The 23,034-nt window shown below is 73.9% G+C and carries 20 protein-coding genes; 9 read left to right on the top strand and 11 right to left on the bottom strand.

Going from position 1 to position 23,034, the window contains the following annotated elements:
• Positions 1-16: 16 nt before the first annotated feature.
• The 4 genes from BMY61_RS04445 to BMY61_RS04460 form a co-directional block, all read right to left on the bottom strand.
• Complete coding sequence (locus tag BMY61_RS04445) at positions 17-1,564, bottom strand: glutamate synthase subunit beta (protein ID WP_236656049.1); 1,548 nt, start codon at positions 1,562-1,564, stop codon at positions 17-19.
• A gap of 83 nt (positions 1,565-1,647) precedes the next feature.
• A complete protein-coding gene (locus BMY61_RS04450) occupies positions 1,648-2,496 on the bottom strand; it encodes an SAM-dependent methyltransferase (RefSeq protein WP_042448651.1) in 849 nt (282 codons plus the stop codon).
• Positions 2,497-2,557: 61 nt separating this feature from the next.
• The gene (locus BMY61_RS04455; RefSeq protein WP_042448655.1) at positions 2,558-2,902 is read right to left on the bottom strand and encodes a winged helix-turn-helix domain-containing protein; all 345 of its coding nucleotides are present in this window, start codon (positions 2,900-2,902) and stop codon (positions 2,558-2,560) included.
• Positions 2,899-3,636: a hypothetical protein gene (locus BMY61_RS04460; RefSeq protein WP_042448658.1), complete on the bottom strand. Its 738-nt coding sequence runs from the start codon at positions 3,634-3,636 to the stop codon at positions 2,899-2,901. The genes BMY61_RS04455 and BMY61_RS04460 overlap by 4 nt, the downstream gene beginning before the upstream one ends.
• A gap of 143 nt (positions 3,637-3,779) precedes the next feature.
• Between BMY61_RS04460 and BMY61_RS04465 the strand changes: the two genes are divergently transcribed.
• The 4 genes from BMY61_RS04465 (at position 3,780) to BMY61_RS04480 (ending at position 9,670) form a co-directional block, all read left to right on the top strand.
• Positions 3,780-6,080: an FUSC family protein gene (locus BMY61_RS04465; protein WP_075003752.1), complete on the top strand. Its 2,301-nt coding sequence runs from the start codon at positions 3,780-3,782 to the stop codon at positions 6,078-6,080.
• Between the two features lie 107 nt (positions 6,081-6,187).
• Positions 6,188-7,402: a GNAT family N-acetyltransferase gene (locus BMY61_RS04470; protein WP_042454347.1), complete on the top strand. Its 1,215-nt coding sequence runs from the start codon at positions 6,188-6,190 to the stop codon at positions 7,400-7,402.
• Positions 7,403-7,466: 64 nt separating this feature from the next.
• Positions 7,467-7,904, top strand: a complete 438-nt coding sequence (locus BMY61_RS04475) for a MarR family winged helix-turn-helix transcriptional regulator (RefSeq protein WP_042454349.1) — start codon at positions 7,467-7,469, stop codon at positions 7,902-7,904.
• Positions 7,901-9,670 carry an MFS transporter gene (locus tag BMY61_RS04480; protein WP_075003753.1) on the top strand — a complete coding sequence of 590 codons (1,770 nt, stop codon included), beginning with the start codon at positions 7,901-7,903 and terminating at the stop codon, positions 9,668-9,670. The genes BMY61_RS04475 and BMY61_RS04480 overlap by 4 nt, the downstream gene beginning before the upstream one ends.
• A gap of 49 nt (positions 9,671-9,719) precedes the next feature.
• On the opposite strand, the gene BMY61_RS04485 is transcribed toward BMY61_RS04480, so the two are convergent.
• Positions 9,720-10,280, bottom strand: coding sequence for a dihydrofolate reductase family protein (locus BMY61_RS04485; RefSeq protein ID WP_042454351.1), 561 nt, complete (start codon positions 10,278-10,280; stop codon positions 9,720-9,722).
• Between the two features lie 226 nt (positions 10,281-10,506).
• Between BMY61_RS04485 and BMY61_RS45900 the strand changes: the two genes are divergently transcribed.
• Both BMY61_RS45900 and BMY61_RS04495 read left to right on the top strand, forming a co-directional pair.
• Complete coding sequence (locus tag BMY61_RS45900; RefSeq protein ID WP_052439137.1) at positions 10,507-12,270, top strand: protein kinase domain-containing protein; 1,764 nt, start codon at positions 10,507-10,509, stop codon at positions 12,268-12,270.
• A 150-nt stretch (positions 12,271-12,420) separates the two neighbouring features.
• A complete protein-coding gene (locus tag BMY61_RS04495; RefSeq protein ID WP_042454353.1) occupies positions 12,421-15,561 on the top strand; it encodes an AfsR/SARP family transcriptional regulator in 3,141 nt (1,046 codons plus the stop codon).
• Here the strand turns inward: BMY61_RS04495 and BMY61_RS44740 are convergent.
• Positions 15,533-15,733 carry a hypothetical protein gene (locus BMY61_RS44740; RefSeq protein WP_143094162.1) on the bottom strand — a complete coding sequence of 67 codons (201 nt, stop codon included), beginning with the start codon at positions 15,731-15,733 and terminating at the stop codon, positions 15,533-15,535. The two genes, BMY61_RS04495 and BMY61_RS44740, sit on opposite strands and share 29 nt — an antisense overlap.
• Before the next feature lie 298 nt (positions 15,734-16,031).
• Between BMY61_RS44740 and BMY61_RS48725 the strand changes: the two genes are divergently transcribed.
• Together BMY61_RS48725 and BMY61_RS04500 are read left to right on the top strand one after the other, a co-directional pair.
• Positions 16,032-16,112, top strand: a complete 81-nt coding sequence (locus BMY61_RS48725; protein WP_215909979.1) for a tryptorubin family RiPP precursor — start codon at positions 16,032-16,034, stop codon at positions 16,110-16,112.
• Positions 16,113-16,235: 123 nt separating this feature from the next.
• Entirely contained in the window at positions 16,236-17,327 is a 1,092-nt protein-coding gene (locus BMY61_RS04500; RefSeq protein ID WP_042454355.1) for a cytochrome P450, read from the top strand.
• Positions 17,328-17,373: 46 nt separating this feature from the next.
• Here BMY61_RS04500 and BMY61_RS04505 read toward each other — a convergent pair whose 3' ends face one another.
• From BMY61_RS04505 to BMY61_RS04525, 5 genes are all read right to left on the bottom strand, one after another.
• The gene (locus BMY61_RS04505) at positions 17,374-18,198 is read right to left on the bottom strand and encodes an SAM-dependent methyltransferase (RefSeq protein WP_042454539.1); all 825 of its coding nucleotides are present in this window, start codon (positions 18,196-18,198) and stop codon (positions 17,374-17,376) included.
• A gap of 119 nt (positions 18,199-18,317) precedes the next feature.
• Complete coding sequence (locus tag BMY61_RS04510; protein WP_236656437.1) at positions 18,318-19,214, bottom strand: aminoglycoside phosphotransferase family protein; 897 nt, start codon at positions 19,212-19,214, stop codon at positions 18,318-18,320.
• A 52-nt stretch (positions 19,215-19,266) separates the two neighbouring features.
• Positions 19,267-19,722: a DUF3592 domain-containing protein gene (locus BMY61_RS04515; RefSeq protein ID WP_042454357.1), complete on the bottom strand. Its 456-nt coding sequence runs from the start codon at positions 19,720-19,722 to the stop codon at positions 19,267-19,269.
• A gap of 64 nt (positions 19,723-19,786) precedes the next feature.
• On the bottom strand, positions 19,787-21,940 hold the full coding sequence (locus tag BMY61_RS04520; RefSeq protein WP_042454359.1) for an alpha/beta hydrolase: 2,154 nt from the start codon (positions 21,938-21,940) through the stop codon (positions 19,787-19,789).
• An 86-nt stretch (positions 21,941-22,026) separates the two neighbouring features.
• Positions 22,027-22,593: a TetR family transcriptional regulator gene (locus BMY61_RS04525; protein ID WP_042454361.1), complete on the bottom strand. Its 567-nt coding sequence runs from the start codon at positions 22,591-22,593 to the stop codon at positions 22,027-22,029.
• A gap of 107 nt (positions 22,594-22,700) precedes the next feature.
• Between BMY61_RS04525 and BMY61_RS04530 the strand changes: the two genes are divergently transcribed.
• Positions 22,701-22,946 carry a DUF6296 family protein gene (locus BMY61_RS04530; RefSeq protein WP_042454363.1) on the top strand — a complete coding sequence of 82 codons (246 nt, stop codon included), beginning with the start codon at positions 22,701-22,703 and terminating at the stop codon, positions 22,944-22,946.
• Positions 22,947-23,034: the final 88 nt, after the last annotated feature.

A 23,034-nucleotide genomic window follows, 5' to 3' on the forward strand; every position in this document is an offset into this window, starting at 1 on the left:
CGGAATGTGCGTCGGGCTAGAGCGTCAGCGGGCGGTCTCCGGGGGCGACGGGCATCGGGAGGGCGGTGGTGCCGTCCGGGCTGAGGTAGGCGTCGACGCAGGCGGCCGCCGCGCGGCCCTCGGCGATCGCCCAGACCACGAGGGACTGCCCCCGGCCCGCGTCCCCGGCGACGAAGACGCCGGGGAGGCCGGCCGCGTAGTGCGCGTCGCGCGCGAACGCGCCGGTCGGGGTCGAGCGCAGGGCGAGCGGCGCGGCAAGGCCGGCGCTCTCCGGTCCGCTGAAGCCCAGTGCCAGGAGCACCAGGTCGACCGGGATCACCCGCTCCGTACCGGGCAGCGGCCGGCGCGTGCCGGACTCGGCGCCGGCGAGGCTCAGGGCGGTGACCCGGCCGTCCGGGTCGCCGTCGAAGCGGACCGTCGCGGCGGAGAAGACGCGGACGTCGCGCAGCGCCTCCTCGCGCGGCAGGCCGTCGCGGTCGCCGGCCACCACCGCACCCTCGCGGACCAGCTCGCCGCCCTCTTGGTGGGCGGGGCTGACCCGGTGCACCCGCGCGTGCACGGGCCACGGCTCGTCCTCGGCACGCTCCACCCCAGGCTGCGGTTTGATGTCGAGCTGCACGACGGACGCAGCCCCCTGCCGCAGCGCCGTGCCCAAACAGTCCGCGCCCGTGTCGCCGCCACCGATGATCACCACATGTCGACCCTCGGCGCTGATCGGCGGGCAGGGGTAGTCGCCCTCCAGCACGCGGTTGGCCTGGGTCAGGTACGCCATCGCCTGGTGCACGCCGGACAGCTCCCTGCCGGGCACCGGCAGCTCGCGGGCGGCGGTCGCGCCGACGGCGACGACCACGGCGTCGTGCCGGGTGAGCAGCCGCCCGGCGTCCGTCCCCCCGCCGCCGATGTCCATGTCGGTGCGGAAGACCGTTCCCTCGGCCGCGAGTTGGGCCAGGCGCCGGTCCAGGAAGGACTTGTCCATCTTGAACGCCGGGATGCCGTACCGCAGCAGCCCGCCGGGGCGGTCGTCGCGTTCGTAGACCACCACGGTGTGCCCGGCGCGGGTCAGCTGCTGCGCGCACGCGAGCCCGGCCGGGCCGGAGCCGACGACGCCGACGCTGCGCCCGGAGTGCCGCTCGGGCGGGCGCGGCGGCTCCCACTCCTCCTCCCACGCGCGGACCGCGAGGGCCGCCTCCACCGCCTTGATGGCCACCGGCGCGTCGTCGATGCCGAGCACGCAGCCGCTCTCGCAGGGCGCAGGGCACAGGAAGCCGGTGAACTCGGGGAAGTTGTTGGTGGCGTGCAGCCGCTCCGCCGCCTCCTGCCAGTCCTCCCGGGCCGCCAGCGCGTTCCACTCGGGGATGAGGTTCCCCAGTGGGCAGGCGTGGTGGCAGAAAGGGATGCCGCAGTCCATGCACCGGCTCGCCTGCTCGGTGACCAGCGGCAGCGCCCGCCCGCTCGCGTGGACCTCCTGCCAGTCCGCGACCCGCTCGGCCACCGGCCGCAGCGGCCAGTCCTGGCGGGGGGTGCGCAGGAAGTCCCAGATGTCGGGGTTGTGGCGTTTCTCCACAGCTCAACGGTAGGACTCGCCCGCCACGGTCGGCAAAAGGTGCCGCGCAGGTCACGCGCAGGTGGCGCGCAGGTCGTGCGTCGCTACGGCTTGCGGGCGATCGCGCCGTGCATCTGCACGCACGCGTCGGGCAGCGCGGCGGACTCCTCGTCCGGGTGCCAGCGGTGCACCAACCGCACACCCGGGTCGACGATCTCCAGCCCGGCGGAGGTGAGCAGCGCAGCGACCTCGTCCCGGGTACGGGCCCGCTCCGGGATGCCGCGGGCGGCGTAGACGGCCAGTCCCTCGGTGACCTCCTTGGGGTTGCTGTCCGCCGTGACGGTGGAGAGCGCCAGGTAGCTGCCGGAGGCGAGTGGGGCAACCAGGTCCCGGATCACGCCGCGCGCGGCCTCCTCGTCCACCACGAACTGCAGGATCGCGAACAGGCTGACGGCCACCGGCCGCTCCAGGTCCAGCACCTGGTGCAGCTGCGGCGAGGCGAGGATGGCGCCGGTGTCGTGGAGGTCCGCGTCGATGTAGGTGATCCGGCCCTCGCGGGTGCCGGTGAGCAGCGCCCGCGCGTGCGCCAGCACGAGCGGGTCGTTGTCGACGTACACCACCCGGGCGTCCGGGTGCACGGCCTGCGCGACCTGGTGGACGTTCGGCTCGGTGGGCAGCCCGGTGCCCAGGTCGAGGAACTGGCGCACCCCGTGCTCGGCGGCGAGACGGTGGACGGCGCGCCGCATGAACTGCCGGTTGGCGCGCATCGACAGCGGCAGGCTCGGCCACACCGCCTCGATGTCCGCGGCGGCCTCCCGGTCGACGGGGAAGTTGTCCTTGCCGCCGAGGAAGAAGTCGTAGATGCGGGCCGAGTGCGCGATGTCCGTCCGCAGCGCGGACGCCTGCTGTCCGTCCGCCGACTGCGCCTGCATCCACGTCCTGTCGTCCGTCATCGCCAAACCCCAACCCTCGATGCGCCGATCCGCCGTCAAGTCGATCACGTGTGCTGACGCATCATGACAGGTCGCCCGCTCCGTCGACGCGGCGGATCAGCTCCTTGAGACGGTCGATCTCGGCACGGAAGGCGTCATGTCCGGCTTTGGTGCTCCGCACCCAGGTGCGGGCCCGCCGACCCTCGTAGCCCTTGTCGACGACGACCAGGCCGGCCTCCTCCAGCACCTGGAGATGGCGGGAGAGGTTGCCGGCGGTCAGGTCGAGCGTGTCGCGCAGGAAGGTGAAGTCGACCTTGGCCGACTCGTGCAGCACCGCGAGGATGCCGAGCCGTGCGCGCTGGTGGACGGTGTCGTCGAGGCCGTGGGTGGGATGGCGCTCGGGCTGGGGAACGGGGCCGTCGGTCATGCCGGCCGCCCCTGCTGCAGGCGTGCCCGGCCGCGCAGCAGCCGGACCAGACCGAAGCCGAGCCCGCCGAGGAGCAGCGTGCCCCCGGCCAACCAGAGGTTGGGGAGCAGCTGCCACTGCGCCGACGGCGTCCAGCCGATCCGCGGCGACTGGTTCTCCACGTCGTAGAGGTTGGCGACCAGGGCGACGACGAGGAAGAGCACCGCGAACCCGGCGAGCGGCAGACTGCGTTCGAGCCTGGCCAGGACGAACAGCCCGGCCGCCAGGGCCAGCAGCGGTGTCATGCCGCGGATCGCCAGGTCGTCCGTTGTCACGACCCGGCCTTGCAGCAGCCGTAGGCTGACGGCGGGTGTGGCGAGCAGGGTCACGGCGAGCAGCGCCGACCCGGTCGCCAGATAGGGCCAGACCCGACCGGCCACGCCGACGTGGCTGGCGTGCAGGCGGTAGTAGGCGAGCGTCGCGGCATAGCCGAGGAGGACCGCGAACAGCCAGTACAGGGGCACCCCGAGCGAGTTCGGCGGCTCCTCGACGCCGGCGAACGAGCAGACGGTGACCGTGCCCGTCCGCGGGCAGTCGGGCTGCGCGAGCGAGTACCAGGGCGCCGCGCCGATCACCAACAGGCCGAACAGGACCAGCGGGAACCAGAACCCGGGCCGGGCGGCCCGGGTCCGCCGCGCCACGGCGGCCGCCTCGGCCAGGAGTTGTGCGGGTGACTGCGGTCGGTCTTCGGTCATGCTTCCCCCTCGGTCGTTCTGCAATGCCATCAGGTTTGCACTGCAAACCACTTTGCACAAGACCCACCCCGCGCACCGCGGTGTTGCGGACGGGCCTGGGCTGTGGGGGCATAGGGGGTACGGGTGGACGTCGGGAGGCAGGGATGTCGGTGGGGACGACCGGGCGTGGGCGCGCCGGGGTGCGGCTCGTGGGGTGGCTGCGCGCGCACGATCCCGGGTTGGCGGCGACGCGGCGGGCGGGGCGGACCGCGGTGGTGATGCCGGCGCTGTTCGCGCTCTGCACGCAGGTGCTGCACTCCCCCACCATGGCGAGCTTCGCCGCGTTCGGGTCGTTCTCGATGCTGCTGCTCGTCGACTTCAGCGGCCCGATGGTGGAGCGCCTGCGCGCACAGGCCGCGCTCGCCGCGGCTTGGGCCGTGCTGATCTGCCTGGGCACGCTGGTGGCCCGCCAGACCTGGCTGGCCGTGCTGACCACCGTCGCCGTCGCCTTCGTCGTGCTCTTCTCCGGCGTGGTGAGCTCGGTGCTGGCCGGGAGTGCAACGGCGCTGCTGCTCGGCTTCGTGCTGCCCGTCGCCACCCCCGTGCAGCTCGGGCAGTTGCCGGACCGGCTCGCCGGTGCGGGACTGGCGGCGGCCGCCGCCCTGCCCGCGATCGCGCTGCTGTGGCCGCGTCCCGTCGCCGATCCGCTGAGCGGCCCGGCGGCCCGGGTCTGCCGGGCCGCCGCCGCGCACCTGCGCGCCGACGCGGCCCGCGCGGGCGGCAGCGCCCGCGAGGTCGAGGCGGCCCGGACGGCGGCGCAGCACGTCGCCGCCGAGAGCGAGGCCCTGCGGCGGTCCTTCGACGCCACGCCCTACCGCCCGACCGGGCTGTCCACCAGCTCCCGGACCCTGGTCCGGCTCGTCGACGAGCTGACCTGGCTCAGCGCCGTCCTCGCGGACCGCCCCGACTACCTCGGCGAGCCCCCGGCCTGCGACCCTGCGGCCCGCACCGTGCGGCTGGCCGCCGCGGACGTGCTGGAGCAGGCCGCCGAGCTGCTCGGCGACCTGCGCGGCGACGTCGGCCCGCTGCACGACCAGGTGGGGCGGCTGCGAACGGTGCTCGCCGCCATGGCGGACAGCTCCACCGCGCGTCTGCCCGTCGACCAGCCGGTCGGGGAGAGCCCGGCGGAGGTCTACGGCTTCATCGCGACACTCGACTTCTCCTTCCGCGCCCAGGAGCTCGGGTACGCGGTGCTGCAGATCGCGGGCAACGTCGACCTGGCCGCGACCGCCTGGCAGCGCGGCTGGCACGAGCGGCTGCTGGGCCGCGAGCCCGGCGCGCTGACCGCGCCGCTGGCGTCCGCGCGCGAGCGCGCCGCGGCGCACCTCGGCCGGCGCTCGGTGTGGCTGCACAACAGCCTGCGCGGCGCCGTCGGCCTCGGCATCGCGGTGCTGCTGGCCGACCTGACCAGCGTGCAGCACTCGTTCTGGGTGCTGCTGGGCACCCTGTCGGTGCTGCGCTCCAACGCCCTCAGCACCGGCCAGAACGCGATGCGGGCCGTGCTCGGCACCGTGATCGGCTCGATCCTGGGCGCGGGCCTGCTGCAGCTGATCGGCCACCACGGGACGCTGCTGTGGTTCCTGCTGCCGGTCGCGATCCTGGTGGCGGGCATCGCACCCGCGGCGATCTCGTTCACCGCCGGGCAGGCCGCGTTCACCGTCACGCTGGTGGTGCTCTTCAACATCGGCCAGAACCCGGACTGGCACATCGTCCTGCTGCGCATCCAGGACATCGGGCTGGGCTGCGCGGTCAGCGTCCTCGTCGCACTGTTCTTCTGGCCGCGCGGCGCCGCGGCCGCCGTCGACACCGCGTTGGCCGAGGCCTACACCGACAGCGCCCACTACCTCTCCGGCGCCGTCGCCTACGCCCTCGGCCGCTGCCTGGCCGCGGGCGGCGCCCCTGCACCCGCCGAGCCCGCGCAGCAGAGCCGGGAGGCGGCCGCCTCCGCCCGGCGCCTGGACGACGCGTTCCGCAGCTACCTGGCCGAACGCGGCGCCAAGCCGCTCTCGCTGGCCGACACCACGACACTGGTCACCGGCGTCGTCGGCCTGCGCCTGGCCGCCGACGCGGTCGTCTCGCTGTGGCGGGACTGCGGACGCGTCCTCACCCGGGCCGACCAGACCGAGGCCCACCGGGCGATCCTCGGCGCCTCGGCCCGGGTCACCGACTGGTACCAGGGGCTGGCCGCGAGCCTCGGCGGCCACACGCCGGTCCCGGCACCGGTGCCGCTGCGGCCCGAGGCCGCCGCCCGGCTCGTCGAGTCCGTCCGCACCGACCTCGTCGACCGCGACGGCCAGGCCACGGCCACGGCCGTCCGCGTCATCTGGACCGGCGACCACGTCGACGTCGCCCGGCGCCTGCAGCCCGTCCTCGCTGCCGCCGTCCGGGAGTCCGGCGCGCCGTGACCAAATTCGGTTGACCCGCCGATGCGCGCGCGTTGGACTATGGCCGCGCCACGACCCGTGGTATTTCCCAGCACCTGCGTGCGCCCGCACCCACGGAAAGGCCATCAGTGGAGATCCGCCCCACGACCGACCAGGACGTCGACGTCTTCCTGGACAACCTGCACACGGCCTTCGGCATGTTCCGGGACCCGGACAACACCCTGCTGGCCGGCTACGAGTGGGACCGGAACCTGATGGCGTGGACGGAGGACGGGCGGGCGGTCGGGACCACCGGCGCGTACAGCTTCGAGCTCACGCTCCCCGGCGCGGTCGTCGTCCCGGTGGCCGGGGTGACCGGCGTGACCGTGCTGCCGACGCACCGCAGGCAGGGCGTACTGAAGGCGATGATGCGCCATCAGCTCGACGCGCTGCGCGAGCGCGGGGAGTTCCTCTCGGTCCTGCTCGCCTCCGAGGCCACGATCTACCGGCGGTTCGGCTACGGGCCCGCGACCTACACCCAGCGGCTGACCGTCGCGCGCCACCGCAACGCCCCCGCGGCGCCGCGCGCGGGTGCGCAGGTGGCACCGGACGCGGGCACGGTCGAGGTGCTGACCCGCGCCGACTCCGGCGAGATCCTGGAGCAGGTCTACGACCGCTACCGGCGCCTGCAGCCCGGCGCGCTCTCCCGGCCCGCGCACTGGTGGGAGCGGGGCGCCGGCCAGCCGCCGGTCTCGCCGGCCCCGCGCTTCGTCGCCGTCCACCGCGACGCGGACGGCACTCCCGACGGATACGCCACCTACACGATCAGCCGCGACGCGTCACCGTCCTCCCTGAGCGTGGACGAGGTCATCGCCGTCGACGACACGGTCGCCGCGGCGCTGACCCGGGTCCTGCTCGACCACGACCTGGTGGACCAGGTGGTGTTCCGGAGGACCTCGACCGAGGACCCGCTCTTCTGGCAGCTCGCGGACTTCCGCGCCGCCGAGGTGAGCGGGTTCGACGACTGGCTCTGGGTGCGGATCCTGGACGTCCCGCGCGCACTGACCTCGCGCGCCTGGTTCGCCGACGGCGAGCTGGTCCTGGAGGTGGCGGACGGGTTCGCGAACGCGGGCGGGCGCTTCCTGCTGAGCGTGCGCGACGGGAAGGCGAGCTGCGAGCGGACCGACCGCGAGGCGGACCTCTCCCTGGACGTGAGCGACCTGGGCTCGGTCTACCTGGGTGGCACCACGCCCAGCACGCTGGTGCGCGCCGGGCAGATTCGCGCCCACCGGCCCGGCGCCGCCGCGCTCGCCGACACCCTCTTCCGCTCCGACCGCACGCCGTACTGCCTGCACTGGTTCTGACCGGCCGCACCGGAGGGAGTCACGGGGTAGTTACTTCTGATTGATTAATCTATTGTAAGTATTCATGGACTCCACCCCCTTCCCCGCGGACCTCGCCGCGGCGCTGCGGCTCGCCGTGGGACGGATCGCCCGTTCCCTGCGACAGGCCCACGCCGTGGGCGACCAGACGCTCTCCGAGGTGTCCGTCCTGTCCCGGCTGGACCGGGACGGGGCGATGTCGCCCAGCGTGCTGGCCGCGCTGGAGCGGGTGCGCCCGCAGGCCATGGCCGCCACCCTGGCCGGCCTGGAGGAACGCGGGCTGGTGGACCGGCGGCCCGACGCGGCGGACGGGCGGCGACAGCTGATCTCGCTCACCGAGCAGGGCCTGCACATCCTCACCGACCGCCGTTCGGCGTCCCTGCACCGGCTCGCCGAGGCGGTCGGCCACACGCTCACCCCGGCCGAACAGCAGCAACTGCTGGAGGCCATGCCCCTGTTGGAACGAGTCGCGGAGCAGCTGTGATATCCCAGGACTCCCCGACGGGCGGCGCGACCGCCGCCCGCAGCGATCGTTACAAGTGGGTGGCGCTGTCCAACACCACGCTCGGCGTGCTGATCGCGACGGTGGACGCCTCCATCGTGATCATCTCGCTGCCCGCCATCTTCCGCGGCATCGGCCTCGACCCGCTCTCCCCGGGCAACATCGGCTACCTGCTGTGGATGATGCTCGGCTACACGCTGGTGACGGCCGTGCTGGTGGTCGCGCTGGGCCGGCTCGGGGACATGTTCGGCCGGGTCCGCATGTACAACATCGGCTTCCTGGTCTTCTCCTTCGCCTCGCTCGCGCTCTCGCTGGACCCCCTGCACGCCGGAGCGGGCGCGCTGTGGCTGATCGGCTTCCGCATCGTCCAGGCCGTCGGCGGCTCGATGCTGACGGCCAACTCCGCCGCGATCCTGACCGACGCCTTCCCGGCGCGGCAGCGCGGCATGGCCCTGGGCATCAACCAGATCACCGCGCTGGCCGGCATGTTCCTCGGCCTGCTGGCCGGCGGCGTGCTCGCGGCGATCGACTGGCGCGCGGTGTTCTGGGTGAGCGTCCCGATCGGCGTGGTCGGCACCTTCTGGTCCTACCGCAGCCTGCGCGAGGTCGGCACCCGCAGGCCGGGCCGGATCGACTGGATCGGCAACATCACCTTCACGGCCGGCGCGGCGTGCCTGCTCGCCGGCGTCACCTACGGCATCCAGCCCTACGGCGGCCACTCGACGGGCTGGACCAACCCGTGGGTCCTCGCAGGCCTGTTCGGCGGCGTCGCGCTGCTCGCGGCGTTCTGCTTCGCCGAGACCCGGGTCGCCGACCCGATGTTCGAGCTCGGCCTGTTCCGGATCCGGGCCTTCGCGGCGGGGAACATCGCCGCACTGCTCATCGCGATCGCGCGCGGCGGCATGCAGTTCATGCTCATCGTCTGGCTCCAGGGCATCTGGCTGCCGCTGCACGGCTACAGCTTCGAGTCGACGCCGCTGTGGGCGGGCATCTTCATGCTCCCGCTGACCGTCGGCTTCCTCATCGGCGGTCCGGCGTCCGGCTACCTCTCCGACCGCTACGGCCCGCGCTTCTTCGCGACGACCGGGCTGCTGCTCGTCGCCGCCTCGTTCCTCGGCCTGGTGGCGCTGCCCGTCGACTTCTCCTACACCGGGTTCGCGGCGCTGCTGTTCGTCAGCGGGCTGGGGCAGGGCATGTTCTCGGCCCCCAACACCTCGTCGATCATGGGCAGTGTGCCGCCGGAACGCCGCGGGGTCGCCTCCGGGATGCGCTCCACCTTCCAGAACTCCGGCAACGCGCTCTCCATCGGCCTGTTCTTCTCACTGATGGTCGTCGGCCTGTCCGGCACGCTCCCGCACACCCTGGACGCCGGCCTGCAGGGGCAGGGCGTCCCGGCCGCGACGGCCGGGCAGATCGCGGCGCTGCCGCCGGTCAGCACGCTCTTCGCGACCTTCCTGGGCAGCAACCCCATCGGCCATCTGCTCGGCCCGAGCGGCGTGCTGCACACGCTGCCCGCCCACGCGGTCGCCACGCTGACCGGCAACCGGTTCTTCCCGGAGCTGGTCTCGGACCCGTTCCACCACGGCCTGGTGACGGTCTTCGGAGCGGCGGCCGCGATGGCCCTGGTCGCGGCGGTCGCCTCGCTGCTGCGCGGCCGGCCCGCGGCAGCGGCGGCGGCGCCCACCACGCCCGGGACGCCCCGGCCCACCACGGCGGGCGAGGGTGACACGACGGCGGCCCGGTCCTAGGACACCACGGGCCGCACGATCCTGACCCGGCTCCCGGCTCGGAGCCGGGTCAGGAACCCAGGCGGTAGTGGAGATGCACGACACCGCTGCGGAAACGCCGCTCGGCCACCAGCTCCAGCCGGGCGCGGAACCCCTCCGGCAGCGCGCGCTTGCCGCCGCCGAGCACGATCGGCTGCAGGAACAGGTGGCACTCGTCCACGAGCCCCGCCTTCAACGCCACCCCGGCCAGCTCGGCGCCCCCGATGCTGAGGTCGCGCTTCGCCGCCTCCTTGAGCGCCCGCACCGCCTCGGGATCGAACTCCCGCTCGATCCGCGTGCCGACCGTCGCGGCCTCGTAGAGCGTCCGCGAGTAGACGACCTTCTCCGCCGCCCGCCAGATGGTCGCGAACTCCTGCGTCAGCCCGGGCAGGTCACCATCGGCGAACACGTCCTCCCAGGGCGCCATCGTCTCGTACATCCGCCGCCCGTAGAGGTACGTGCCGATCGGACGCTCGAGGTCGTTGATGTACGCGTGCACCTCGTCGTCCGGCGCGGACCAGGCGATCCGGCCCTCCACGTCCTCGACGTACCCGTCGAGCGAGGTGATCGCCGAGTAGACCAGCCTGGCCATGCGACCTCCACCGTCCTCACACGCTGTGCTGCTGCGACTCCTCCCTGTTCTACCCCAGCCCCACCGCCGTCCTCGCGCACCGCGCGGCAGCGCGCCTCCCCTGTACGAGCGGAACACCATGGGGGGCAAGCCGCGCAAGTCCCCCATCGGCAGCGGGAGCGCCCGGTAAACTCGACGCTCACCACAGCACAAGCCCTCTGTTCCAGGGCAGTTGAGGGGGACACGGATGCCCGGACGGATCCTCGCGAACCGGTACGAGCTCACCGCGCTGCTCGGCCGCGGTGGCATGGGCGAAGTCTGGACCGCCCGCGACACGCGCATCGAACGCCAGGTCGCCGTCAAGCTCCTCAAACACGATCCCGGAACCGACGACGCGGCCGAGCTCTTCCTCCGAGAGGCGCGCACCGCCGGCGGCCTCACCCACCCGGGCATCGTCACGATCCACGACCTCGGCCAGGACGACGACGGCACCCTCTACCTCGTCATGGAACTTCTGACCGGGCGCGACCTCGCCCAGGTGCTCCGCCACGACGGGCCGCCCGCCCTCGACGCCGCACTCGACTGGACCGCGCAGATGTGCGACGCACTCACCGTCGCGCACGACGCGGGGATCGTCCACCGAGACCTCAAGCCCGCCAACGTGCTCCTCACCCCCGCCGGGACCGTCAAGATCCTCGACTTCGGGATCGCCCGGTACACCTCGACCATCACCCAGGCGAGCCGGATCATCGGCACCCCGCACTACATGCCACCCGAGCGCCTCATGGGCAAGACCGGCGACGGTCGAGGAGATCTCTACTCCCTCGGCTGCATGCTCCACGAACTCCTCACCGGAGCGACTCCGTTCACCGATCCGGACACCGCGGCGCTCATGTTCGCCCACGTCCAGCGAGCCCCAGAGCCCCCGAGCCTGCTCCGCCCCGGTCTGCCGCCAACCGTCGACGAGCTCGTCCTCGACCTGCTCGCCAAGGCCCCCGAAGACCGACCACCCACGGCCCGAGCCGTCACCGACCGGATCCGCAGCCTCATCTCCACCCCCGCCAAGCCAGGACGGGCCGGCTACTCACCGACCGTCATCGACCTGCCCGAGCCCGACCCGGCACCGGCCCTCGACCCGGCCGGTCCCGCACCCGCACCCGCACCCGCACCCGCCACGCCGACGCCGTCGATCGAGTCCCTCTCCCTGCCGGACGCGGCCTACGAACTCGGCCGCCTGCCCGTGCCGGCCGCGCTCGACGCGCTCCGGCGGCTCCCGCACCACCAAGTCCCCGCGCTCCTGGAGCGCGTGCCCGCACAACTCGCCGCCGAGGCTCTGCGCGAGATGGGGATCGACCACCGGTGCGGCGTCCTGCAGCGGCTACCTCCCTCCGCCGCCGCGGCAGCGCTCGGTCAACTGAGCGACCGCCCCGACGAGATCGCAGCCGCCCTCAACAACCTCCCCGCGCCGAGCGCCCAGAGGATCGTCGAGCACCTGGCCCCCGAAGTCGCCGTCCCGCTCATCGACGCGCTCAACCCGGCCCTCACCAGCCAGATCCTCGGCTCGCTGCAACCACCGCAACGGGCCGCCGACGTCCTCACCCGCCTCGCGCCCCGCCCGGCGGCAGTTCTCCTCGAACGAGCCGGACCACGGCACGCCGCCCAACTGCTCCAACTGATGCCTCCCGTCCAAGCCGCAGCAGCCCTCGCCGGCATGGACGGCGACCTCGCCATCGGCACGCTCAACCGCATGCCGCCCAGCAGAGCCGGCCAAGTCGTGGCGGTCCTGCCACCCCGCAGCATCGCCTCGACGCTCATGCGGGCCCGCACCGAAGTCGTGGAGTACACCTTCGCCGCCCTGTCCCAGACACGAACCGTGGACATCCTCGAGCAACTCGGCCCCCTCGCCCGAACACTGCTCGAACGCATGGGCCCCCGAGCGGTCGACAACCTCACCCGCTGGCTCGGCCCCGAACTCGCTGCCCGCCTCCCTCAACGCCGCGACCCACGCTGACCTCCGGCCGGCAACACGAGCGACGGGTGAACCGGAGGCACTCGACCGAAATCCAGGAAGGAAACCTGATCAGAACTCGACTAGCCTGGCCCTCTGCTCAGAGCCTCTGTCTGAGCCCCGACAACGTGCAGAGAACGGGTAGACGAGGTCGTGCCGGTCATCGAGTTCCAGGTGCTCGGTCCCATGCGGGGCCGGTGCGGCTCCTCGGCGTTGGCGATGGGCAGCCCTCAGCAGCAGGCGATGCTGGCCACCCTTCTGCTGCGTCCGGGCCGTTCGGCCGGGACGGACGAGCTGATCGAGGCGTTGTGGGGGGACCGCTCCCCCAGCCGGGCGAAGTCGATCCTGCGCACCTACGCCTGGCGCTGGCGCAAGGCGCTGTGCGGGCAGAGCGATGCCGACGGCACCGAGATCCTGGTCTCGGTCTCCGGCGGCTACCTGGTCAACCTGCCCGAGCAGGCCGTGGACGCCACCCGGGCCGAACTGCTGGCCGCCCGCGCCGAACAGGCCCGCGCCGCCGAGCGCCTGCACGAGGCGGCGGAGCTGCTGCGCCAGGCGGTCGCTCTGTGGCAGGGCGAGCCGCTCGCCGGGATCCCCGGGCCCTTCGCGGAGCGGCAGCGGCGGCGCTACAGCGAGCTGCGGCTGAGCCTGGTGGAGCAGCGGGTCGCCCTGGACGTCGCCCTGGGCCGCGCTGCGGCGTGCACACCCGAACTGACCGCGCTGACCGCGGAGCACCCGCTTCGTGAACGCCTGCACGCGCTGCTGATGCAGGCCCTTGCCCAGGACGGCCGCCAGGGGGACGCGCTGGCGTTGTATCAGGTGATGCGCCGCCGTCTCGCGCGCGAGCTGGGCGTCGACCCCGGTCCCGACCTGACCGCCGTCCATGCCGCCGTCCTCGAGGGCGGCGCCACGACGAGGGTGCCCGGGGCGACGACGGCACTGACCACGCGTCCGGTCGGGGAGGGAACGGTCGCCCGCACCGACGGTGGCGGGGGCGCCGACGATGACGTCGCCGCCCGGTCACGACCCGCCGCCGCATCCGCCGGCGAGCGAACCGCCGACGGTGACGCCGAGCGTGCCGACGGTCCCGACCGCGGCAACCGACCCGGCCGTGCCGACAGCCACGCGGCGCACGACCCGTCGCGCCGTCAGCCGCCCGTTCCCGCGCAGCTCCCACCACAGGAGCCGGACTTCGTCGGCCGCTCCGCGCTGGTCGCGGACCTCTGCGCGGCGCTGTCCGGGGTGGAGCGGACCGCGCCCCCCGTGCTGGCACTGTCCGGGATGGGAGGCGTGGGAAAGACCGCGTTGGCGCTGCACCTGGCTCACCGCAGCCGGGGCGGGTTCCCGGACGGTCAGCTCTACGTCGACCTGCGCGGCAACACCCGTAGCGCGGCGGACCCCGATGAGGTGCTCGGCGACTTCCTCTGCGCGCTCGGGCTCACGCCCGACGAGCTGCCGGAGGGGGCCGCGGCGCGCTCCGCGCTGTTCCGCTCGGCCGCCGACGGACGGCGGCTGCTGATCGTGCTCGACAACGCCGCAGGCGCGGCGCAGGTCCGCCCGCTGCTGCCCGGAGCAGCCGCCTGCGCCGTCGTGCTGACCAGCAGGATGCGACTCGCCGGACTGCCGATCACGCTCCAGCCGGACATCGGCGTCTTCGCGCCGGACGAGGCACTGCGCCTGCTGCGTGCCGTGGTCGGCGATGCCCGGGTGGACGCGGAGCGGGACGCCGCGGCCGAACTGGTCCGGGCCTGCGGCCGACTGCCGCTGGCCGTCCGGATCGTGGCGGCGCGCCTGGCCGCCAGGCCGTCCTGGACGGTGCGGGCGCTGGTCGAGCGACTGGTGGACGAGTGCCGTCGGATCGATGAGCTGCGCATCGGCGAGCTGGCGGTGTCCGCCGCCTTCGAGCTCGGCTACGGCCAGCTGACGGAGGCCCAGGCGCAGGCCTTTCGACTGCTCGGTGCGGCGGACGGAGCCGAGTTGGGCCTGCCCGCCGCCGCGGCGCTGCTGGACACCGACCCCGCCCGCGCCGAGGAGCTGCTGGAGTCGCTGGTCGACATGGCGATGCTGGAGTCCCCCGCCGAGACCCGTTACCGGCACCACGACCTGCTCCGCGACTTCGCCCGCCGCCTCTCCTCCCGCACCGCGCCAGGCGAGGAGCGGGCCGCGCGAGCCCGTCTGCTCGACCACCTGCTCGCCCGTGCGTGCTCGGCGTTCGAGCAGGCGGTCCCGGGCGACGCCATCCGCGAGTCCCTCGGCTCGCTGGTGCCGTCCCTGCCCGGACCCGCCTTCGGCAGCGTCGCGGAGGCGCGCGTCTGGGTCCAGGCGGAGAGCCCCGGCGCGGTCGCGCTGGCGTCCCGGATCGCACGGGAGTCACTCCAGGAGGACCCCCAGCCCGACGCACGCTCACAGTCCGAGGACTGCCTGCCCCGATACGCGGAACTGCTCCCCCGGGCGGTCGACCTGCTGGTCACGCTCAGCCCCTTCGGCCCGGGCCCCCGGCGCCGACAACTCGCCGAGACCGTGGACGAGCTGGCTCGCGCCGCGTTCCGGCACGGGGAGCGGCGGGCCGAGGGCCGGGCCCGGTTCCTGGCGGGCAACATCGCCGTGAGCGCCGGTCGGCCCGAGGTCGCCGAGCCGGAGACGCTGCGCGCGGTGGAGCTGTGCCGGGCCGACGGCGACCTGGTGATCCTGCGTCAGGCTCTCAACGACCTCGGGGCGATCGCCCACCGCCAGGGTCGGGACGAGCAGGCGGTGCTGCGGTTCACCGAGGCCGTCGAGCTGGCCCGTACCCTCGGCCACCGCAGCGGCGAGACCGCCTCCGCGCTGAACGCCGCGGTCTCCCGGATCCGCGCGGGGCGCGCCGACCAGGTCCTCGACCAGTGCGGCGCACTGCTCGCCCGTCTGCGGGCGGAGGGCGACGGCCCGGGCACGGCGCACACGCTCTTCGTGCTCGGCCTCGCCCACGACGCGTCCGGCCGGCCGGACGACGCCGTCACGCACCTGGAGGCGTCAGCGGAGGCGTGGACCGCGGCCGGTCTTCCCGGCCGCGGTGCGCACGCCCACTTTCGGCTGGCCGCCGTCCTGCACCGCGCCGCCGCGCACGGGTCCGGGGAGGGGTCGAAGGACGCACTCGCGCAGGCCCGGCGGCACGCGGAGACGGCGCTCGCCGAGTTCGAACGCTCCGGCAGCCAGGCGGACCGGACCGCCGTGACTCTGCTGCTCGATCAGCTGCCCGGCTCCGCCGGGCTTCCGGCCGCGTCGAAACTCACTGGGGATGACCCGGACCACCGGTGATGATCGTGTTCCAGTCCGTCACAGTGCCGTCGCTGCTGAACGCCACCGCGGTGGGCCGTGGGGCCGGGCGGACCGTGGCCGTGGCGAGCACCAGGCCGAGGAGCGCCCCACATCCACCGGCCAGCGCGACGATTCGGACGGGCAGGGCTCGGGGCGCGGGGCGAGGTCGCATGGACGTTCCTTCGAGGGTGCGGGGCGGTACGGGTGCGGGGCGCTGCACGGACGGGTCGTCGTCCGTTGTGCGGGTGAGCATGCCAGAAACACGTCTACGTCCGATCTATGCCCAGCTCGTCCCGGTCTTTCCGGGCTCGCGGGGTGGTCCGGGACCGGCTTCCACGGCAGCCCTCCGTAGACGGGCGTAGATCGGCCGTTGACCGCCGTTCGGCAGCCTTTCCTCCTGTCAGGCACACACCGCAACCCGCGGGGTGTGCACGTGCGCACCGCCCTGCCCAGGGAGAAAGGGGACAGAGATGAAGGTCCTGTTCGCCGTCCGCAACGCCGTCTTCGCCCAGAAGAGCCTGAAGGCCAGCGTCTGGTACCTGTGGTACTGAGCCGACGGACCGCAGCCCCGCTCCCCGCGGGGTGATGCATACTCCGGGCCCGCGCCCGGCACGGTCTCTCTTCGCCCCCGTGCCGGGTGCGGGCCCTTTCGGCCCACCTCCCGGAGACCCGCGATGCCTGCTGCCCCCACCCTGACCACCGGCCGGACCACGGTGTTTTCACCGCGCCTGGCCGCGCTGCTCGACAACCACCTCGGCCAGGACGCGTTCCGCCTGGAGCCCGACACCGTGGGGGTCGCCGGCCACGACCTGATCGACCGGATACTCGCCGCCCGCCGGGCCACCGAGACGGAACGCCCCACCTTCAAGCCGCTGCACGGCCGTTCCATCGCGCGCAGCGAGGCGTCGTCGGTGACCCAGACCGTCGGCCGCGACGTGCGCCGGGCGCTGGCCTCCCCGAACCCGATCCCCGCCAACGCGGATCTCTCCGGGCCTTGGCCGCTCACCGGCCACATGCTGCTGCGCGACATGGTCCTGGGTGGCGACCCCGGCCGGCTCAAGATCCTGATGAGCCGTAACCTGGAGCTGACGCCCCTCCTGACCTGGACCGTCATCGCCGCCGGGGCGGCCCTGCCACTCCGCCTGCGCGGCGAGGCCGCCGCCACTGCCGGCAGTCTCGCCGCGCTGACCGCCGAGGCCGGCACCTACCAGGACCGCCGCCATGCGATGGGCATCTACCGGCGCGCCGCCGCGCCGGTCTGCTTCACCGTCTCCACGCTGGTGGCCAACGCACTGTGGCTGGGCGCGCCGTTCGACGAGGGCGTCTCGAACCGCAACATCGTCCTGGAGTCGCTGCGACTGCTACCGCCGTCCTGGAACATCCTGCGCCGCGCGTCGCCGGAGTACCCCGGGCTCGACCCGCGGATCGGCACGGCCGACGACGTACTGGTGCTGCCACTGCTGTCACACCGCGACCCAGGGCTGTGGGAGGACCCGCACGAGTTCCGCCCCGAGCGCTGGGACAGCCTCGACCCGGACCACACCCCGGGCTACCTGCCCTTCGGCCACGTCTCCGAACGGTGCTGGGGCCGGCACATGGTGATGCCGCTGGCCGAGCTCCTGCTGGACCGTCTCCGCACGGACGGCTTGACCGTGGACCCGGACCAGCGCCGCGCAAAGGTCCCCCTGCTGGGCCTGCTCGGCGTGGAGGAGGTCCGCGTCGTCCCGGACCGGATGCGCCACGGCTCACGTGCGGACCGGGGCTGAGTGGACACCCCGGCCGCCACGGGGTCGGCGCGCGCGATCGGCCCGGCTACGGCTTGCGGGCGAGGCCCGCGTAGGCCATGACCTCGTGGTCGGGCAGCGGGCGCTCGTCGGGGTCCGGGTCCGGGTGCCAGTGGGTGATCAGGGCGACGCCGGGGTCGTCCAGCTCCAGGCCCGTGAAGAAGCGGGCGACCTGTTCACGGGTGCGCAGGTGGTTCTCGATGCCCGCCTCGCGGTAACGGCGCGAGGCGACGGCCGCGTGTTCGGGCGCGGTGTCGGCCGTTCCGGCCGTCAGCGCGAGGAAGCTGCCCGAGGGCAGGGCCGCGACGAGCTCCGCCACCAGGGGCAGGGCGGCCTCGTCGGAGAGGAAGTGCACGAGGTTGATCAGGGTCAGTGCGACGGGCTGCCGCAGGTCGAGGGTCTCGCGCAGCGCCGGGTCCGCGAGGACCTTGCCGGGCTCGCGCAGGTCGCCGTCGATGTAGGCGGTGCGCCCCTCGGGCGCGCCGGTCAGCAGGGCGCGGGCGTGGGCGAGGACGATGGGGTCGTTGTCGACGTAGACGATGCGGCAGGACGGGTCGACGTCCTGCGCGACCTCGTGCAGGTTCGGTGCGGTGGGTATGCCCGTGCCCACGTCGAGGAACTGCCGGATGCCGTGCACCGCGGCGAGCCGGCGCACCATCCGGTGCATGACCGCGCGGGCGGCCAGCGCGGAGTCGTGCGCGCCCGGCCACTCCGCGAGAATCTTGTCGCCCGCGGCCCGGTCCGCGGCGAAGTTGGTCTTGCCGCCCAGCATGTAGTCGTAGACGCGCGCGGAGTGCGCGATGTCGGTCCGGAGGTCCACCCGCTCGACCTCGTCGTCCGGTGACGGCCTCATCCAGTCACCGGCCCCGGCCTCGGGATTCGCCACAGCTCCACCTCCGCGCTCGTTCCTCGGCGTCCACTGAACCACAGTTGGCGGTGCCCCGTCAGCCCGGTTCTCGATCTTGACGACACTCAGACGGCCCGGCCGTCGTCCGCAAGAACCGCACGCAGTGTCCGCTCGCCGATGCCCGCCATCAACGGGCTGTCCGCGGAGTGCGTGTGCAGGACCAGGGCCAGCACGAGCGCCCAACCTCTCGCCCGGGTCCAGGCGTCGTCATCGGCCCGGCCGTAGGCGCGGCGCAGCACCGACCGCCGGTGGGCGTCGGGGAAGAGCATCCACGCCACGGCCAGGTCCGTGGCCGGGTCGCCGGAGGTGAGGTCGCCGAAGTCGATGACCGCGCTGATCCGGCCCGCGTCGACGAGGATGTTGGCCGGATGCAGGTCACCGTGGAGCCACAGCGGCGGCCCGGTCCGGGCGGGCGCGGTGACGGCGGTCTGCCAGACCCGTAGCGCGGCGGCGCGGTCGGAGGCGTCGGCGAGGTGCTCCAGGCCGGCGTGGACGCCCTCGGCGCGACCGACCAACGGGATGCCGCGGAAGACGTTCACCGGCGCGTCGGGTGCGGCCGGAAGGTGCAGGGCGGCCAGGAAGCCACCCAGCGCGGCGGCTTCGGAGTCCGGGAGCGTCGCGTGTGCGGCGTTGTCGCCCGGCAGGTACGGCACGACGCTCCACGCCCACGGGAAGCCCTCCGCGGGCCGCCCGACCCGCACCGGCGCGGGGACCGGCAGCGGCAGGCGTCCGGCCAACTCCGGCAACCAGCGCTGCTCGTGGGCGAGCAGTTCGGCCGCGGCCGCTCGGCGCGGCAGCCGGACCAGCAGGTCGGCGCCGAGCCGGCAGACCAGGTTGTCCCACCCGTTGGCCAGCACCTCGACCGGCAGTCCGGCGAGATCGGGGTGCTGCTCGGCGAGCAGTCGGCGCACGAGCGCGACGGAGACCTCGACCTCGGCGGCCGGCATGCGGTGAACGGTCATGTCCCGACCCTACGGTGACGCGCGCGCTGCGAGGACCGGACGGTGCCGGGGATCAGCGCGGCACGATCATCTCCACGCCGAGTGTGAGGCAGACGACGCCGGCCAGCGCGACGAGCACGCAGAAGAACAGCACCACCACCGTGTCGCCCGCCCCCGGCTCCTCCCCCGCGACGAAGGCCCACTCGGGCCGGTCCGGGAGGTAGCGCAGGGGCACGCGCTCGCCGAGCACGCGGGAGCGGCCGGTGCCGTCCTCGACGCGGAACTCGCGGCCGTCCGGGGCGTAGAACCAGACGACGGTGCGGGTGATCGCCTCGCGGCCCTGGTCGCCGGGCTCCCGGTCGACGTCCAGCACCCGGCCCTCGGCCGTCAGCCCCTCGTCGAGCGCCCGCAGCCGCCAGAACCAGCGGTTGACCAGCCGCACCCCGATGGCCCCGGCGACCAGGGTGAGCCCCGCCCCCAGGACGCCCAGGACCAGGCCGTCCGCGCTGTGCGCAGGCCAACCGGACATGCCACCCCCGTGCGGCCGTTCCCCGATGCTGGTGTGACGCCGGAACAACCCGCGCGGTTCCGGCTCACGGTTGTGCCATCGTGCCCTGGAGTGACGCGCCTGTCACCGTTCCGGCGAGGGTGACCGTCGTCGTGGGCGCGACGGTGTTCCAGCTCGCCGTCACGGTGAGGTCCGGTGCGCCGTCGCGGTGGACGGTCAGGCGGGCGGTGACGGTGCCGTCCGTCCGGTCCCAGCGGGCCGTTCCGTCCGTGGTCGCGTCCCCGACCCACCGCGTGCCGTGGAAGGCGAAGGAGACGGCGGAGCCGCCGGAGCCGCCGGACGCGGAGGCGGACCAACTCCCGCCCCGCGGGCCGAGGTCGTGGGTGCCGCTCAGGTAACCGTAGCGGGTGAGAGCGTCGTCGACGGTCGCCACGCCCGCCGCGGCCGCCCGGAGTGCGGACGGATCCGCCTGGTTGCCGGAGCCGGCGGCGGCCGGTGCGACGTCGGCGAGCAAGGCCGGGTAGGCGGCGAGGGCGGCGATCGGCGTGGTTCCCGCCGTGCAGCCGGTGTCGAGGGAGCCGAGCGAACCCGGGTCGGCGGTGAACTGCCGGTACAGGCGCTGCCCGCAGGCCTCGGGCCCGGGCCACGCGGCGTCCGCCATGGCCGTGATGTGGGTCAGGTTCGGCACGCCGACGAAACGGGCCGAGGGGCCCATCTGCTGGGCGACGCGCTGCCCGTCGACGGCCGGGGTGAGCGAGTCGAGGTCGCCGCCGAGGACGAGGACGGGCACGCTCCCCGGCACCAGCGGCGGGGTGGCCGTGACCGGCGGGTCGGTGTGGACGGGTGCGGGCCAGTCCAGGCAGCCGGTGAAGGTGTTCGTGTAGGCGTTCATGCCGGTCCACTCGGACGCGGTGAACGGCGAGAAGGCGGAAGCCGGTTGGCCCGCCACGGCCTGCCGCAGCTGCTCCGCGCGCCGGTCGGGCGGTGCGCTCCTGTCGAACAACTGCGGGTAGTCGGTGCAGGCGACGGCGAAGTACAGGCCGTCGGAGTAGGCGGGCGGAGGCGGCGTGGTGTTGTCGTAGCCGACGGACTGCGCGGCCAGACGCAGCAGCGGCGCCGGGTCGCCGTCGTCGAGGACGGCGTCGGCGGCGGCCGGCAGGCCCTTGTAGACGGCCGGATCCGAGCCCGCGTTGGTGACGAGGTCGAGCAACGTGGCGGTGGTGACCGTCTCGCCGACGGTGTGTCCGTTCAGGTCCGTGGTGGTGCCGCTGACCGGCGCGGAGCGCAGCAGCGTGGCGAGTTGGGAGATCGCCGCCCACGGGTCGCGCGGGGCACCGGCCGCGCAGGCGCTGGAGCGCGCGCAAGCGAGCCCGAAGGCGGTACGCGCGGTGGCCAGGCTGCTGCGGTACCACGGGTCCAGGCCGAGGACCTCGTAGGAGGCGTCCAGCGTCACGGAGTTCAGGGTCCGGGGGTATCGCGAGGCGTAGCTCTGGGCGAACCACGTGCCGTAGGAGTCCCCGTAGAGGTCGACCTTGGGCAGGGCCAACTGCGCCAGCACGTCGGCGAGGTCACGGGCGGCCTGGGCGGTCCCGAACAGGTCCGCGGCGTGGACCCAGCTGCCGTCGGCGTGCTTCCAGGTGTGGTCGAGCTGGTCGCCGCAGGCACCGACAGCCTGACGGAACGCATCGGTGTCGGTGGATCCCTGAGCGTCCTGGAGGGCCTGGCAGGTGATCGCGCCGGAGCGGCCGGTGCCGCGCAGGTCGAGGACGAGCAGGTTCCGCTGCGTGCGCAGCGGGCCGAGCATGGCCAGGTAGGCGGCGCGGGAGGAGGTGGAACCCCACCCCGGCCCACCGTCCACGGCGACGACGGTGCCGACAGGGTCGGCAAGGCCTGTGGGGCCGGTGGCCGGGAACCACTCGAAGGCCACGCCGATGGTCGGGCCCGTCGGATCGGAGCGGTCCAGCGGCTCCTGCACCTTGCCGCACCAGCCGGACGGCTTGGACCCGCACGGTGTCAGTCGCACCGAGCCGACCTGGAGGGCCCCGCCTGCCGCCGTACCCGACGTCGTACCCGCCGTGGTACCCGCCGCCGTACCCGACGCCACGTCCGTCCGAGCTGCCGGGCGCGACGGCGGCGCCCGGTGCCCCGGCACCGCGAGGTCCGCCGAGACCGCCTGGGCGGCGGGCAGCGTCAGAGCCGTGGCGAGCACGGCGATGAGCGCGCGGGCGCGTAACCGCATGGCCACCTCCTGGGATTCGAACCGTGTACGGAGCTTCGCCCCTGGTGAGGTCTCCCCCGCCCGGCCCTCCGGGAACCACGCCCGGGTCACCCCGTACCGGTGACGGCCCTCAGCTGCTCCAGCGCGTCGCGCAGCAGCGGACGCATGTCCTGCTCCTCGTCGCCCGCGACCCACTGCCCGAACGCGACGTGGAAGACGGCGATCCCGGCCTCGGCCGCGAGGCTCGCGGCCGGTTCGGCGAGGCCACGTCCCCGCAGGGTCTCGGCCAGGGCGGCGGAGAGGGTGGTCATCTTGATCAGCTCGCGCTCGCGGAGCTCGGGGTTGGCGGCGATCACCGCCTGCCGGCGCCGGGCGTGGGCGTGCCGACCGCGGAACACCTCCCCGACGGCGTCCAGCGCGGCCCCGACGGCCTCCAGCGGCGTCGCGCCCTGCGGCGCGGCGGCGGCACCGTCGACCATGTGCTGCTGCAGCAGGAAGGAGCCACCGAAGAGCACCTCCCGCTTGTCGGCGAAGTGCCGGAAGAAGGTCCGCTCGGTCAGCCCGGCCCGCTCGGCGATCTCGGCGACGGTGGTCCGCTCGAAGCCGCGCTCGACGTACAGCTCCAGCGCCGCCTGCTCCAGCCTGCCGCGCGCGTTCGGCTCCCATCGACCCATGGCCCCGATCCTAGGCGACCCCGTACGGCGGGCCAGGGACCGACGGATCGCGCACACTGGAAACCGGTGGTGGACCCGACAGCACACCTCGCGGCGAGGAGACGGCCATGGCCCGGGACGACGGCATCGCCTACGAGCTGGTCTTCCGCTCGCCCGGCGACGGGAGCGAGGACGTCGTGGTCGTCCACGCGACCGGCGCCACCGGCCCGGGCGGGCACCCCGTCTACGCCGACGCCAGCGGCATCATCCGCGCCGAGATCAGCGACCGCGCCGAGGCCCGCATGCTGCCCACCGGCGGCCACCAGGCGCTCCCCCGCCCCGTTGCCTGCCGCACGCACCGCGACGGCGGATAAGCCGACGTCAAAGCTCCGTGCAGGGGCGTACGGAGAGCGTCAAAGCGGCAAGGGGACGGCTCCCGGTCAGGGTGGAATGGGTCGCGGC

This window comes from Streptacidiphilus jiangxiensis (assembly GCF_900109465.1).
Classification (GTDB): Bacteria; Actinomycetota; Actinomycetes; order Streptomycetales; family Streptomycetaceae; genus Streptacidiphilus; species Streptacidiphilus jiangxiensis.